Consider the following 14536-nt stretch of genomic DNA (forward strand, 5'->3'; position numbering starts at 1 on the left):
GAAATCCTATGCCAAACGTATCGTTCCACGCCTTGAGCCAACTCGACGTCGCCAGTCGAGCGGCACTGATGCGGCGCTCAGAGACCGATCTCTCTGGCTTTATGGAGAAGGCCGCACCGATCATCGAGGCGGTCCGAACAGAAGGCGACGCCGCGCTCGTCCGTTTCGCCCGCGACTTGGACAAGGCAGATCTCGATGCCGCGCGGCTGAAGGTCAGCCCCGCCGAGTTCGACGCCGCCTTCGGCATGGTGGACGAGGACGTGGTCGCCGCCATTCGCTTCGGCATCGACAACATCCGGCGTTTCCACGAAGAGCAGAAGCCGGAAGCGATGTGGCTTAAGGAAATGCGGCCCGGCGCCTATGCCGGGGACCGCTTCACGCCGATCCGCTCGGTGGCGCTCTATGTCCCGCGCGGCAAGGGGGCGTTCCCTTCGGTGACAATGATGACCGCAGTGCCCGCCGTCGTGGCGGGCGTCCCGGAACTTGCTATCATGACGCCGCCAGCGGCCGATGGTTCGGTGGACGCAGCGACACTGGTTGCGGCGCGCCTCGCCGGCGTCGAAACGGTCTACAAATGCGGCGGCGCGCAGGCGGTCGCCGCGGTCGCCTACGGCACAGAGACGATCAGGCCCGCGCTCAAGATCGTCGGTCCAGGCAGCCCTTGGGTCGTTGCGGCCAAGCGGCTGCTTGCGGGAGTCATCGATCCCGGGCTTCCCGCTGGTCCGTCGGAAGCGATTATCCTCGCCGACGACAGCGTGCATGGCGGACTGGCCGCGCTCGACCTCCTCATCGAGGCGGAGCACGGGCCGGACTCGTCGGCCTACCTGGTGACCCACAGCCGCCGCGTGACGGAGGAGGCACTGGCGGCGCTGCCCGAGCACTGGGCGCGCATGACCGATCAGCGGGTAGCGTTCTCCACCGCGGTGCTGACCGGTGCCTGTGGCGGCATCGTGCTGACGGCATCGATCGAGGAGAGCTACCGTTTCATCAACGACTACGCACCTGAGCATCTGGAGATCCTCTCCACCGATCCCTTTGCGCACCTTGGCCACATCACCGAAGCCGCCGAGATCCTGATGGGGCCGCACACGCCGGTTTCGATCGGCAATTTCGGGCTGGGCCCGAACGCCGTGCTGCCGACCAGCCGCTGGGCGCGTACCTGTGGACCGCTCTCGGTCACGGATTTCGTCAAGCGCTCTTCCATCGGCTACGTGACGGCGACGGCCTATCCGGAATTCGCGCGTCATGCCCGTACGCTTGCCCGCTATGAAGGCTTTTCCTCGCACGAACACGCCGTTTCCGACGTGCGCGACCGATATCTGGTGCGGTAGCGGATGATGAAGGCGGCCAGACTCCATGCGGCGGGCGACTTGCGGGTCGAGGATGTGCCGTCTCCCGGCGAACCAGGGCCTGGCTGGGTGCGGCTCAGGGTGACGGCCGCCGGCATCTGCGGCTCCGACCTCCACAATTTCCGCACCGGTCAGTGGATCAACCGCGCGCCGAGCGTCGTTGGACATGAGTTCGCTGGCGAAGTGACTGCCGTGGGGGCCGGCGTGTCCCGGGTGGCCCTCGGAGACCGGGTCGTCGCCGATTCGCGTTTCTGGTGCGGCGAATGTCCTGCTTGCCGGGCCGGCCTGCATAATGTCTGTGCCACACTGGGCTTTGTAGGCGAGGTCTGCGACGGCGGCTTCGCGGAAGAGACGGAGCTGCCGGCGCGGCTGCTCCTGCGCCATGACCCCGCGCTCGATCCCGCAATCGCCGCCATGGCGGAGCCGCTGGCGGTCGCCCTGCACGCAGTGCGGCGGCTGTCGGCGCCGGCCGGGGCGCCGGTGCTTATCGCCGGTTGCGGCCCGATCGGCGGGCTGGCGGCGCTGCTCCTGTCGCGGCGCAGCGACAGACCGGTCCTCGTCGCCGACCGCAATGCAGCGCGTGCGGATCTTGTGGCCGAGGTGAGCGGCGCGACCGTCGTCGACCTGGGCATCCTGCCCCACGATCCTAACTTGCGCCATGCCATCGACGCGACGGGAAATGTGACGGTGATGGCGCGGCTGCTCGATCGTTTGGCCGGCGGCGGCACGCTGGCGCTGGTCGGCATTTCGCATGGCCGCCTCGACCTCGACCCCAACTTCCTGGTCGAGCGCGAGATCGCGCTTGTCGGCTGCCACGCCTTCGCCGACGAGCTTGCGCCGGCCGTAGCCATGCTTGGCGATCTCGCCCCCCTGTTGTCGCGCTTCGTGGCTGAGGAGATCGCGATCGACGAAATCCCCGCCGCCTACCAGCGCCTGATCGCAGGCACGAGCGGCGGCTTGAAGACCATCATCCGAATGGGGGGTGGGCGATGATCAAGCTTCCCGAAACCGCCGGACCGCTCTACGAAAAGGTCAAGGACTACGTGCTTGGCAACATCGGCAGCGGCAAATGGCCGAAGGACCGGAGGCTGCCTTCCGAAAACGAGCTGGTCAGCACGCTCGGCGTCTCGCGCATGACCGTGCACCGGGCGCTGAGGGAACTGACCTCGGAGGGCCACCTCCTGCGCATCCAGGGCGTAGGCACCTTCGTGGCGCCGCCGAAGCCGCAATCTGCCCTCATCGAAATCAGGAACATCGCCGGCGAGATCGCCGCGCGCGGCGGACGCCACAGGGCCGAGGTCGTCGTGCTCGAGAAGATCCGCGACCCGGCGCTGGACCTCATTGTCGCCTTCGAGTTCATGCGCCGCAGACCGGTCGCCCATTCGATCATCGTGCATTTCGAGGACGATGTGCCCGTCCAGCTTGAGGAACGCTTCGTCAATTCGGCTCTCGCACCGGACTACCACCGGCAAAATTTTATTGCGACCACCACCTACGACTATCTGCAGCGGGCGACGCCGCTGACGGAAGTGGAGCACGTGATCTCGGCCGTCGCCGCCGACGAGGTGGCCGCCGGCCGTTTGATGATCCGGCCAGGCGACCCCTGCCTGCTCCTGCATCGGCGGACCTGGTCAGGCGCGGCGGTCGCCACCGTCAACAAGCTCACCTATGTCGGCAGCCGCTATTCGCTGGGCAGCCGCTACGCGCCCTCGCCCGCATGAGCGGGGTCACGTAGCCAAGCCGGGCGGGGCACCCTATCGGCCCAACGGCTGCTTGATAGGGAACCAGTTCTGACTGCGCCGCCGTTTTTCTTGTTGACGCCGACCATATCAGGTTCGGGGTCAAGCCTGGCCGCCGGTCAAATTGCACCGGAGCGGCCAGACTGATTGGGAATGTCCGGGAAGCGGCCGACCGTTCAAACTAACCCGGGGACCACGAAAACCAGCCAGGCGATGACAGGGCCGATGATGGCGATAAGCGCACTGTAGATCAGCAACGTCTTCAGCACGCTCTCGCGCTCTGCTTCCCGGGCATTGGCGACGACCAGCGCACCGTTGGTCGAAAACGGACTGGTGTCAACGATGGTGGTGGAGATCGCGATCGCGGCAACCACACCTATGGCACTGATCTGTCCCTGCAGGAGGAAGGGCACGGCCAGTGGAATGATGGCTCCCAGCAATGCCGTGGATGAGGCGAATGCCGATACAATGGCGCCGGTGAAGCAGAGGAGGAGTGCAACCAGCAGCGGCATGCCCAGGCTTGAAATGCCGTGGGCGACGTAGTCGATCGTGCCGATTTCCTCCATGACTCCGACATAGGTGATGATGCCGGCGATCAGGAGCACGGTCGACCAACTGACCTTGTCGATCGCCGCCTTTTGGGTCTTCGGCGAGAGGAGCGCCAGGGCGACCGCGACAGTGATCGCGACCAGGCCGACATTGAACTTGAAGACAAGGGCGCCGACCGCGAGCGCAGTAAGGCCGATCAATGTCGTCAACCTTTCCGTAGTCAGGCTGGAAAGCGCCGACATATTTTTTGTCTGCTCCTCAAAGACGTGATGGCTGATCGGAGTAGCCGGCGTGCCGCCGTGGCCGACGATTGACTGCGTCACGCCCTCGGGGTGGAGGTCGGGCAGCGGTCCCGACGCGATCGAATAAGTACGCAGCACCTTCGAGCCGCCGAAGACGAAGAATACGAGGACGGCGATGGCCAGGTTGAAGAAGAAGCTGGAGAGAAACAGTGATGTCGGCGCGAACGGCAACCCCGCCTTTTCGACGATCTGGTTGGTGATGCCGCCATAGACGCTGATCGGCGAAAAGCCGCCCGCCTGAGCACCGTGAATAACCATCAATCCCATCATGACCGGATTGATGCGGTACTGGAACGCAAAACCCAGCGCCACCGGGGCCAGGATGGCGACCGCCGCAGGTCCGAGGGCACCGAAGCCGGTGATGATGGCGGCGACCAGGAACATGACCCAGGGAATCCACGCCACATGTCCGCGCACCAGTTTGACCGCGCCCTCGACCAGCCAATCGATAGTACCGTTGATCTGGGCGATGGCGAACAGGTAGGTAATGCCGACCAGTGTCAGGAAGAGGTCGCTCGGGAAGCCAGCAAATATTTCCGCCGGCTTCATAGCCATGATGAGCGAGCCGACCAGAAAGGCGCATGCGAAGGCGAGTGCGCCCATATTGATCGGCTGGATGGTGGCGATCACGAACATGCCGACCAGCAGCGCGATCGACAGAATCTGGATGTTCATAGCTTCCTCCCTCGGGAAACGCCTTCAGGCGCCCGTTCTCATTTCCATCGGTAGTAGATCAGCCTGCGTTGGTCTCGCTCCCAAGCACCAACGCAGGGTAGTCAGCGCCTCCTAGGAGGCGGGCATGTAAAGGTTGCTGAACCGGTCGCGCAGAAGGTTCTTCTGCACCTTTCCCATGGTGTTGCGCGGAAGGTCCTCGGCGAAGATCACCCGTTTCGGCTGCTTGTAGCGAGCGAGGCGGTCGCGCAGCGCGTTGAGCACGGCCTTTTCGTCCATTGTGGCACCGGGCTTGAGCACCACGATGGCCGTTACCCCCTCGCCGAAATCCGGATGTGCAATGCCGATGACCGCGCTCTCGGCGACACCGTCGAGTTGATCGATCTCACCCTCGACTTCCTTCGGGTAGATATTATAGCCGCCGGAGATCACCAGGTCCTTGTCGCGGCCGACGATGTGGACATAGCCCGCCTCATCGATCTTGCCGAGGTCGCCGCTGATGAAATAGCCGTCCTTGGTGAACTCCGCCGCCGTCTTTTCAGGCATCCGCCAATAACCTTTGAAAACGTTCGGGCCCTTGATCTCGATCATGCCGGTTTCGCCTGGTCCGAGCGTCTCGCCCGTGGCCGGATCGGTGACCCTCACCGACACGCCCGGGAGTGGGAAACCTACTGTCCCTGCCCTTCGCTCGCCGTCATAGGGGTTTGAGGTGTTCATGTTGGTTTCGGTCATGCCGTAGCGTTCGAGAATGGCGTGACCGGTGCGCTGCTTGAATGCGGCGTGCGTTTCAGCGAGCAGCGGCGCCGAGCCGGAGATGAACAGCCGAATGTTGGCGACCGTCTCCGGGTTCAGGCCCTCATGCTGAAGCAACCGGACATAGAAGGTCGGCACGCCCATCATCAGCGTCGCCCGCGACATCAGAGGAAGGATTTCGCCAGGCTCGAACTTTGGCAGCAGAAACATCGAGGCGCCGGAAACCAGCGTGACATTGGTCGCCACGAAGAGCCCATGCGTGTGAAAAATCGGCAGCGCGTGGATCAGCCGGTCGGCTGCGGTCACGTGCCAGCATTCGCGCAGTGCTATTGCATTGGACAAAAGGTTGTCGTGCGTCAGCATTGCGCCCTTGGAACGGCCGGTGGTCCCAGATGTGTACAGGATCGCGGCGAGATCGTCAGGCGCGCGCGCCGCGTCGAGAAAATCGGCAGACTCGTCCCGGGCCAACTCCATGAGCGACCCGGCGCCGTCCGCGTCGAGCGTTTCGACAATCGCGCCGTAACCGTGCGCGATCCTTTCGACATCAGCTCGCGACTTCGAGGAGACGATGACGAGCCGCGGTTCGGCGTCACCGATAAAATAGTCGAGTTCAGCCAGCGTATAGGCGGTATTCAGCGGCAGATAGATCGCCCCGCAGCGCACGCATGCGAGATAGAGCTTCAGAGCCAGCGGGCTCTTGTCCACCTGGACCGCGACGCGGTCGCCTGGGCGAACGCCGAGCACATCAATTGCGCTGGCGATCTGTCCGGAGAGCCGCAGCGCATCTCCATAGGTCCAACGCTGACCATCAATAGTCTCGATGAAAATCGACTCGCCTGACTTGGCGGATGCTCGCATGGCGTCGAACAGGTGATTGCTCATTGAACTCCTCCCAATTCGCTTATTAGGTTTTCTGCATTTCGGTGCGGCGACGAACCGGGGCGCCGATACTGGCGTCGATCGAAGCGATTGCCGCCAGTTTCCTTACCTCCGGCGAAGCAGCGATCTCGCCATGTTGCGCCAAGGCTTCGTGGTTCGCCTCGATGTCATCCAGCTTGTAAAGATAGTTGACCATCAAGCCGTGGGACTGCCGCATCGCCTTGGCGGAGCGATCCGCGAGGAAGTTCAGCCGTTCGAGGCGAGCGCCATTGCCCAAATGAAAACGCGCCACAGGATCGACCGGCCGTCTGCCGCTGGCGCGTTCCTTGACGAAATAGCGTGCGGCGAGCGGGACGAGCACAGCTTCGACGGCCCGCGCCTTCTGCGGATTGTCCGCCCAGCTCGGATCGTCCAGCAGCTCGAGCGTCTTGAGGGCCTGATCATCGAGGCTCGCATCGGTCGTCTTGCGCAGCCTCGCTAGCCAGCCAGCGAAACCCGGAACCGGCGACAGCGTCACGAAGGTCTTCAAGCCCGGCAGGTCGCGGCGCAAATCCTCGACCACCTGCTTGATGAGAAAATTCCCGAAAGAGACGCCGCGCAGTCCGTCCTGGCAGTTGGAGATCGAATAGAAGACAGCGGTGGTGGCGTCCTGGGCCGTGATCGGGGAACGGTTTACGTCGAGCACATCCGCGATGGCAGAGGGAATCGCCTTGGTCAGCGCAACCTCAACGAAGATCAGCGGATCGTCTGCGAGACGCGGGTGGAAGAACGCAAAGCACCTGCGGTCGGCTGGAGCCAGTCTCCGCCGCAGTTCCTCCCAGCCGGCGATCTCATGCACAGCCTCGTATCTGATGATCTTCTCCAGGATGTCGGCTGGCGTCGACCAGTCGATCGGACGCAGGGTCAGAAAACCGCGGTTGAACCATGAGCCGAACAGGTGGGCGAAGTCGGCATCGACGGCGCGAAACGGTTCCGTCGCATCCTTCATGGCTAATAGGCGCTCGCGCATCTCCACCAGTCTTGCCGTGCCTTTGGGGGCCAGGTTGAGTCTGCGCACCAGTTCCTGGCGACGCGGCTCGGCGGCTTGGTGCAGTTCGATGACGGCGTCCGAACTCCTGTCGCTGCGGTAGCGCTCGATGGCTTTGTCAAGCTTGGCGATGTCTGGGCCGAACTGTTCGTGCAGCATACGCACGAAGTCTTGCTGACCGGCCGCGTCCAGTTGGGCCCAGCGCTGAAGGACCTCTGCGGCCAATGCCATGCCCGAGGCTTCGCCCCGGCTCGACAAAAGCATGTCGCAGAGTGTTTCGATATTCGTCTCGGCTTGGACCGGCTCGCTGCGCGCGCCTGCCGCAAGCAGCCTGCGGCCGCGATCGGTGATGCTTTGCACCATATCGCTAAAGAACGAGATGCCTGCCATGTCGGAGTCCTCCTGGCAAAGTCGAAATCGGCGCAAGCAGACCCTCCGCGCGGTCTCGACGCGTGCTGGTGCTCGGATGCGTCCACCCATTTGTGTGCGACTTGCCTTTTGTGGTATCATTCTTAACCATCCTTGTACGCAAAGTCAACGTTCTTGCATACAAGATTTATCATGTTGCATTGGAAGGCCAAAAAATGTCGGAGAATGTCGTTCAGCGCCTACGTGACGAGATTGAAAACGGCATAATCTCGAACAACTTCGCCCCCGGTGCACGACTAGACGAAGTGCAATTGGCAACACGCTTCGGCGTGTCGAGAACGCCGGTGCGCGAGGCGCTGATGCAGTTGAACGCGATCGGGCTGGTGGAGATCCGGCCGCGCCGGGGTGCCGTGGTGATCGATCCGGGACCGCACCGCATTTTCGAAATGTTCGAGGTGATGGCGGAACTTGAAGGTTTGGCCGGTTCGCTGGCCGCGCGACGGTTCACCGATGCCGATCGCACAACCATCCTGGCCGCGCATGCAGATTGCGAGCGTTCGTCTTCGGCCGGCAACAGCGACGCCTACTATTACGATAACGAACGCTTTCACAAAGCTATCTACGCTGCCAGCCACAGCGGTTTTCTGGCCGAGCAGTGCGTCGCACTGCATCGCCGTCTGCAGCCCTACAGGCGTCTCCAACTGCGCGTGCGCAACCGCGTTGCCACGTCGTTCGCCGAGCATGGCGCGATCGTGGAAGCAATCCTCGCCGGCGACGCGGAGCAGGCGCGCACGCTCCTGCGCCAGCATGTCAGCATCCAGGGCGAACGTTTCAGCGATCTTGTAGCGACGCTGGCGAGCAGATAGTCGTCCGGTTTGGCTTGGGCAGGTACCACCGTACAGTCGGTGCGCTGGCGATCGGCGCAGGTATCAGTTGCGCCGTAGTCATTGATGGCAGTGTCCATCACGGAGCACATGGGGAGCCGGCCTGCGTCAGGTGCGCACCACCAGAGGCACCAGACCCTCATGGCGGTGGTCGAGATAGCACACAACGCGGTCACCAATGCGCTCGAAGACGAGATCGACTTTCGCCTCGCCGATGGCCAGGTGGCGGATAACGATGTTGTCGATGCCGATCGGCAGCCGCGGGCGTTCGACGGTGATCTCGCGCTTCCAGCCGTCAATCCGGATGCCCAGGCAGGCCTGCAGCATCATGAACGCGGAACCTGCCGACCATGCCTGCGGCAGACAGGCGACCGGGTAGGCCACCGGTGAATCGCTGGCGGCACGCGTAAAGCCGCAGAACAGCTCCGGCAACCGCATGTTGAAACGGACTGCCGCCTCGAACATCCCGCTCATCAGCCTCACGACGCCGTCACGCTCTTGATAGCGGGCGAGCCCGGAAGCGCAGAGCGCGGTGTCGTGCGGCCAGATCGAGCCATTATGATAAGACATCGGATTGAATGGGACCTCGTCGTCGGCGAGTGTCCGAACGCCCCAACCGCTATGGAGATGACCAGAGAGCAGCTGGGTGGAGACTACCTCAGCCCGTTCCGCTGAAGGCAGCCCGACATAAAGCAGGTGACCGGCGTTGGACGCGCGAACCGCGCATTGCTTGCCTTCTCCGTCGATTGCCAAAGCATAGAAATCGCGGTCCGGCATCCAGAAATGCGTCTCCACCGCCTCGCGGATCCTCTCTGCCAGGGCGCTCCAGTGCGCCGCCTTTGCATCGTCGCCGCGTCTGGCGGCCAGCGCGGCCATACCTTGATATGCGGCGAAGACATAACCTTGCACCTCGACCAATGCGATCGGCCCTTTGGGGATCGTGCCGTCGGCATGGAAGATGGCATCGGCGCTGTCCTTCCAGCCTTGGTTGAACAGACCTGTGTCGGCCGCCCTGTTGTAGGTTACAAAGCCTTCCCCGTTGCGGGCTCCGACCTCCTCCATCCACGCAGTGGCAGCGCCCAGCGAGTTCCACATGCGATCGACGAATGCCTCGTCTCCGGTGCGATCGGCGTAGGACGAAGCCAGATAGACATAGAGTGGCGTGGTGTCGACGCCGCCATAGTAGCGGCCGAACGGCAGTTCGCGCAGCACGGCCATTTCGCCCTTCCGGGTTTCATGCATGATTTTGCCGGGTTCGGCATCGTCGAACACAGAAGTCTCGGTCGACTGATAGTGGGCAAGGAAGGCCAGCACCCCACGAGCAAGGTCCGGATTAAGCCAGAGCATCTGTAAGGCGGAAATGACGCCATCGCGGCCGAAAGCCGTCGAAAACCAGGGGATGCCGGCATACGGGTATGGCCCGGTCTCCAGATCGGTCGTCAGTAGCGCGATGTCGGCGCGCGTGCGTGTCAGCCAGTCGTTGAACACGCGGCCGGAGCTGAAGACGGTGGCGCCCTGCCGGCGCTTTGAGCGCATGGCGAAGCGGGCTCGCGCGGCGGCCGCGCGAAAGCGGTCGCTGGAGGGGGTCTCTTCGCTGTGGCCGACCTCCAGGTACAATGCTCTGCTGTCACGCCTTGCCACGAGAATGAGGAAATCGGCGTGGTTGGGATGCACCTGATCGGGCTTGATCGAGAATGCGATGACCGATTGACGTGCCACATCGTCGAGGCCTTCATATCGAAACGTCACGCTCGCGGCGCCGACCAGCGCGTCATGCGCGCGACCGCGGCGGCTGCGCGTAGTGCCGCGCACCTCGAACATGTCACGAAAATCGGCGTCGAAGTCGAGCCGGACCGGCAGAATCACCTCGCGCGCGGAGTAGTTGGTGAAGGTGATGCGTTCGAACATCCGGTCCTGCCAGATGAACCGGGTCCGGTCGATATGGACGACGCCCGGCAACGCTTCGCTGCCGTTCGGCCCGATTGTGGCCAGGTTGGTGAGATTGGCGGTGAACAGGATGTTATCCTGCGACAGCGAAGCGCCGAGCAGCGACGGCATCCGGCCGCCGATGAACAGGCGGAAGCGCGACAGCACACGCGTGTCGTCGCGGAAAAGCCCGTCGCCGGAGCCGCGTATGTCGCCGTAGCTGTCTGCGACGACGAAGCAATCCTCGTGCTTCAGCGCAAATTGCCGATGCGGCTCGCGCGGTGCCGCTTCATCGATCGCCGGGAGCGCCACGGCTGGATCAATCTTGCGGTCTTCGAGTTGACTGGTCATGGTCAACCTCTCCTGTTCAGAAGCGGCCAAGGGGCTCAGGCGCTGATCCCCGGCTAACGCCGGGCAGCCGAGCCATCTCCTTGCTCTGTCAGCTAGACATAGTCATCATTGCGGTATTTTTAACGCGCTTGTTTTGAGAACCAAGTGCATTCGTTGTGCCCTCCATGAGCGAGCGATAGATCGCCGAGTAGTCGCTGCACATGCGCTCGACCGTGAATCGCACTTCAAAAGTTTGTCGCACCCGTGCACGATCGAGGCCGCTTATCCGGTACCGCGTCCACAGCTTCGTCTGGTGTGTCCACGATCAATCCTGACTACTTCTCGAAAGCGAAGGTCATCCTTCAAGAAGCTTCGACAGCAATCCCTTCCTCGCGTTCATTGCGGTCCTATGGCGCGAACTCTCGAAAGGCCGATATGTTCCCCGCGGGAACAATCGCCGCGTCAAGCAATCGCGGCGGCAATCAGGACAAGAAGGACAAGCCGCAACAGAGCAGCCAGGCTGCCGGCAAGGATCCAAACCGCGGCAAGGACAACCCCAACTCGAACTAGCGCAGCTAAGCTTTTCGCATTCATCTAGTCGGGCGGCGAGGATTTCGCACTGCTCGGCCAGGGATGGGGTTCGGATTGCAGGCATATCTCGTCTGTCGTTTGCGCCCCCTTCGAACGTTGCAATCCGAACATGATCGAAGGCCCCGTGCCACAGCGCCGGCAGTCAAAGACTGCAACAGATCCCTGTAAATGCCGCCCGATCGGATGTGATGCCAACCGCACGCCAGCTTCTCCAGGCGAGCCTGTGCCAAGGGCAGTTGACTCAGCGTTTCGTGAAGTTCGACGCTTCTGAAAATTGCGGCCTTGACGCGATGTGCATTAGGTCGTTTGTTGCGGGCAGGAGTGCCACGGGAGGAAACCATGGAGGACAGCCCCGCAGCGCGGTTCCACGTTTTCACGCCGATGACGGGCGAAGGCTCCCGCGCATGAATTCCGGAGCGATCCTCGAAGCCGCGGGATTGACTAAGGAATTTGGGGGTTTCGTCGCTGTCAACAATGTCAACCTGACGGTGGAGCGAGGATCGATCCACGCGCTGATCGGCCCCAACGGCGCAGGCAAGACAACCCTCTTCAACTTGCTGACCAAATTCCTCCAGCCAACGCGCGGCGCGATCCGCTACCAAGGCCGCGACATCACCAGGATGCAGCCGGCCGACATCGCGCGGCTGGGCCTTGTGCGCTCCTTCCAGATATCGGCGGTGTTTCCGCACATGACGGCACTCGAGAATGTCCGCATCGCGCTGCAGCGCCGGCGCGGCGACAGTTTCGATTTCTGGCGCTCCGAGAAAGTGCTCTCCAAGCTCAATAGCGAGGGTGCGGCTCTTCTCGCCGATGTCGGCTTGACCGAGTTTTCAGATATTCGCGCCAGCGATCTGCCTTACGGCCGCAAACGCGCGCTTGAGATCGCGACGACGCTGGCGCTGAACCCTGAAATGCTGCTCCTCGATGAGCCTATGGCCGGCATGGCGCAAGAAGACATCGAGCGGATCTCGGCGCTGATCCGGCGCATCTCCAAGAACCGCACCATTTTGATGGTTGAGCATAATCTGTCGGTCGTAGCCTCGCTGTCGAACCGCATCACCGTGCTCGCGCGTGGCAAAGTCCTCGCCGAAGGCGACTATGCTGCGGTTTCCAAGGATCCGCGCGTTGTCGAAGCCTATATCGGGGCCGGACATGTCTGAAGTTGAACTTGCAAGCGGGCCGGCTGCTGGCCCCTCGGCGAGACCCCTCCTTCGCGTCGATGGCCTGCAGGGCTGGTACGGCGAGAGCCATGTGCTTCACGGCGTGAGTTTCGAGGTTGGCGAAGGCGAGGTGGTGACGCTGCTCGGCCGCAATGGCGCCGGCAAGACGACGACGCTGAAGGCGGTCATGGGAATTCTTTCCAGGCGCTCGGGCTCGGTCACCTATGACGGTCGGGAGACGATCAAGCTGCCGTCGCGGTTGATCGCGCAGATGGGCATCGCCTACTGCCCCGAGGAGCGGGCGATCTTTTCCAGCCTCTCGGTCGAGGAGAATTTGATGCTGCCGCCGCAGGTGCGCCCCGGTGGGCTCACCGTCGAGCAGATTTTCGAGCTTTTCCCGAACTTGAAGGAGCGGCTTTCGAGCCAAGGCACCAAGCTTTCGGGCGGCGAACAGCAGATGCTCGCCATCGGCCGGATCTTGCGGACCGGCGCGAAGCTCTTGCTGCTCGACGAGCCGACCGAAGGGCTTGCGCCCGTCATCGTGCAGCAGATCGGCCGCACCATTGCCCGGCTTAAGGAGGAGGGATTCACGATTGTGCTCGTCGAACAGAATTTTCATTTCGCCGCGTTGGTCGCGGACCGGCACTACGTGGTGGAACAGGGGCGCGTGATCGACACAATCCCCAACGACGAACTCGACGCCAACATCGACAAACTGCACGCCTATCTCGGTGTCTGAGGCAATTATCAATGGCGCGTTGCGCCGCAATCGGAGGAGAGTAGCGATGAAAAAAATGGGGTTTATTCTGGCTTCGCTGACGAGCCTGCTGATGGCCGGTGCGGCCCACGCCACGGATGTCAAGATCGGCGTTCTGAATGACCGTTCCGGCATCTATGCAGACATCGCCGGTGAAGGTTCGGTCATCGCCGCCCAGATGGCGGCGGAAGACTTCAAGGCGGCGGACAAGGGCATCAACGTGTCGATCGTCTCCGCCGACCACCAGAACAAGCCCGACGTCGGCTCGAATATTGCCCGCCAGTGGTACGACACCGAAAATGTCGATGTAATCGCCGACGTGCCAACCTCGTCAGTGGCGCTCGCCGTCAACGAGATCACCAAGGAGAAGAACAAGATCTTCCTCGCCTCGGGCCCGGCTTCGTCCGACCTCACCGGCAAAGCCTGTTCGCCCAACACCGTCCACTGGACCTACGACACCTGGGCGCTTGCCAACGGCACGGGTTCGGCCATGGTCGCGCAGGGCGGCGATAGCTGGTTCTTCGTCACAGCGGACTACGCCTTCGGCCACGCGCTCGAGCGCGATACGTCGGCGGTCGTCGAAGCATCGGGCGGCAAGGTTCTCGGCGCCGTCCGTCATCCTTTCCCCGGCCAGGATTTCTCGTCCTTCCTGCTACAGGCGCAAGGGTCGGGTGCCAAGGTCGTCGGCCTCGCCAATGCCGGCGGCGACACGATCAACGCGGTCAAGCAGGCGTCGGAATTCGGCATCACGCAGGGTGGCCAGGCGCTCGCCGCTCTGCTGATGTTCATCAATGACGTGCATGCGCTTGGCCTCGACGTGGCGCAGGGCCTCGTGCTCACCGGCGCATTCTACTGGGACAAGAACGATCAAACGCGTGAATTCTCTGCCCGCTTCCAGGAGCGGAATGCCGGACAAAAGCCTTCGATGATCGAGGCCGGAGTCTACGCTTCGGTCCTGCATTACCTTAAAGCCGTCGAAGCCGTTGGCGACAAGGACGCGGCCAAGGTGATGGCCAAGATGAAGGAAATGCCGACCGATGATCCGCTGTTCGGCAAGGGCACGATCCGCGCGGACGGGCGCAAGCTGCACGACATGTATCTGTTCCGCGTCAAGAAGCCGGACCAATCGAAGGGGCCATGGGATTATTTCGAGACGGTGGCCACCATTCCGGCCGACAAAGCGTTCCGCCCGCTCGCCGACGGCGCCTGTTCGCTCGTCAAGTAAGCGAGCCTCGCCAACGACGCGCCG

The 14536-nt window shown here is 62.7% G+C and carries 12 protein-coding genes; 8 read left to right on the forward strand and 4 right to left on the reverse strand.

The window, feature by feature from the left end; translation table 11 throughout:
• Window positions 1-8 precede the first annotated feature (8 nt).
• From hisD to hutC, 3 genes are read left to right on the forward strand one after another with little or no spacing between them, the layout of a single operon-like run.
• Window positions 9-1331, forward strand: a complete 1323-nt coding sequence (gene hisD / locus IHQ72_RS28500; RefSeq protein WP_258118773.1) for a histidinol dehydrogenase — start codon at window positions 9-11, stop codon at window positions 1329-1331.
• Window positions 1332-1337: 6 nt separating this feature from the next.
• Entirely contained in the window at window positions 1338-2342 is a 1005-nt protein-coding gene (locus IHQ72_RS28505; RefSeq protein WP_258123957.1) for a zinc-dependent alcohol dehydrogenase, read from the forward strand.
• The gene (gene hutC / locus IHQ72_RS28510; RefSeq protein ID WP_258118774.1) at window positions 2339-3070 is read left to right on the forward strand and encodes a histidine utilization transcriptional repressor HutC; all 732 of its coding nucleotides are present in this window, start codon (window positions 2339-2341) and stop codon (window positions 3068-3070) included. Before IHQ72_RS28505 ends, hutC begins: the two co-directional genes overlap by 4 nt.
• A 194-nt stretch (window positions 3071-3264) precedes the next feature.
• On the opposite strand, the gene IHQ72_RS28515 is transcribed toward hutC, so the two are convergent.
• The 3 genes from IHQ72_RS28515 to IHQ72_RS28525 all read right to left on the reverse strand — a co-directional run bounded on the left by IHQ72_RS28515 (window position 3265) and on the right by IHQ72_RS28525 (window position 7660).
• Entirely contained in the window at window positions 3265-4614 is a 1350-nt protein-coding gene (locus tag IHQ72_RS28515; protein WP_258118775.1) for an SLC13 family permease, read from the reverse strand.
• A gap of 111 nt (window positions 4615-4725) precedes the next feature.
• Complete coding sequence (locus IHQ72_RS28520; protein WP_258118776.1) at window positions 4726-6246, reverse strand: malonate--CoA ligase; 1521 nt, start codon at window positions 6244-6246, stop codon at window positions 4726-4728.
• 22 nt (window positions 6247-6268) lie between these two features.
• On the reverse strand, window positions 6269-7660 hold the full coding sequence (locus IHQ72_RS28525) for a malonyl-CoA decarboxylase (protein ID WP_258118777.1): 1392 nt from the start codon (window positions 7658-7660) through the stop codon (window positions 6269-6271).
• Window positions 7661-7854: 194 nt separating this feature from the next.
• On the opposite strand from IHQ72_RS28525, the gene IHQ72_RS28530 reads away from it, so the two are divergent.
• The gene (locus tag IHQ72_RS28530; protein WP_258123958.1) at window positions 7855-8505 is read left to right on the forward strand and encodes a GntR family transcriptional regulator; all 651 of its coding nucleotides are present in this window, start codon (window positions 7855-7857) and stop codon (window positions 8503-8505) included.
• 126 nt (window positions 8506-8631) lie between these two features.
• On the opposite strand, the gene IHQ72_RS28535 is transcribed toward IHQ72_RS28530, so the two are convergent.
• Entirely contained in the window at window positions 8632-10800 is a 2169-nt protein-coding gene (locus tag IHQ72_RS28535; RefSeq protein ID WP_258118779.1) for an amylo-alpha-1,6-glucosidase, read from the reverse strand.
• 294 nt (window positions 10801-11094) lie between these two features.
• Here IHQ72_RS28535 and IHQ72_RS28545 point away from each other — a divergent pair, with 294 nt between their 5' ends.
• The 4 genes from IHQ72_RS28545 to IHQ72_RS28560 all read left to right on the forward strand — a co-directional run bounded on the left by IHQ72_RS28545 (window position 11095) and on the right by IHQ72_RS28560 (window position 14512).
• Window positions 11095-11349 carry a hypothetical protein gene (locus tag IHQ72_RS28545; RefSeq protein ID WP_258118781.1) on the forward strand — a complete coding sequence of 85 codons (255 nt, stop codon included), beginning with the start codon at window positions 11095-11097 and terminating at the stop codon, window positions 11347-11349.
• A gap of 425 nt (window positions 11350-11774) precedes the next feature.
• The gene (locus IHQ72_RS28550; protein ID WP_258118783.1) at window positions 11775-12530 is read left to right on the forward strand and encodes an ABC transporter ATP-binding protein; all 756 of its coding nucleotides are present in this window, start codon (window positions 11775-11777) and stop codon (window positions 12528-12530) included.
• On the forward strand, window positions 12523-13269 hold the full coding sequence (locus tag IHQ72_RS28555; protein WP_258118785.1) for an ABC transporter ATP-binding protein: 747 nt from the start codon (window positions 12523-12525) through the stop codon (window positions 13267-13269). The genes IHQ72_RS28550 and IHQ72_RS28555 overlap by 8 nt, the downstream gene beginning before the upstream one ends.
• A gap of 46 nt (window positions 13270-13315) precedes the next feature.
• On the forward strand, window positions 13316-14512 hold the full coding sequence (locus IHQ72_RS28560) for an ABC transporter substrate-binding protein (RefSeq protein WP_374120288.1): 1197 nt from the start codon (window positions 13316-13318) through the stop codon (window positions 14510-14512).
• Window positions 14513-14536: the final 24 nt, after the last annotated feature.

Source organism: Mesorhizobium onobrychidis (assembly GCF_024707545.1).
GTDB lineage: Bacteria > Pseudomonadota > Alphaproteobacteria > Rhizobiales > Rhizobiaceae > Mesorhizobium > Mesorhizobium onobrychidis.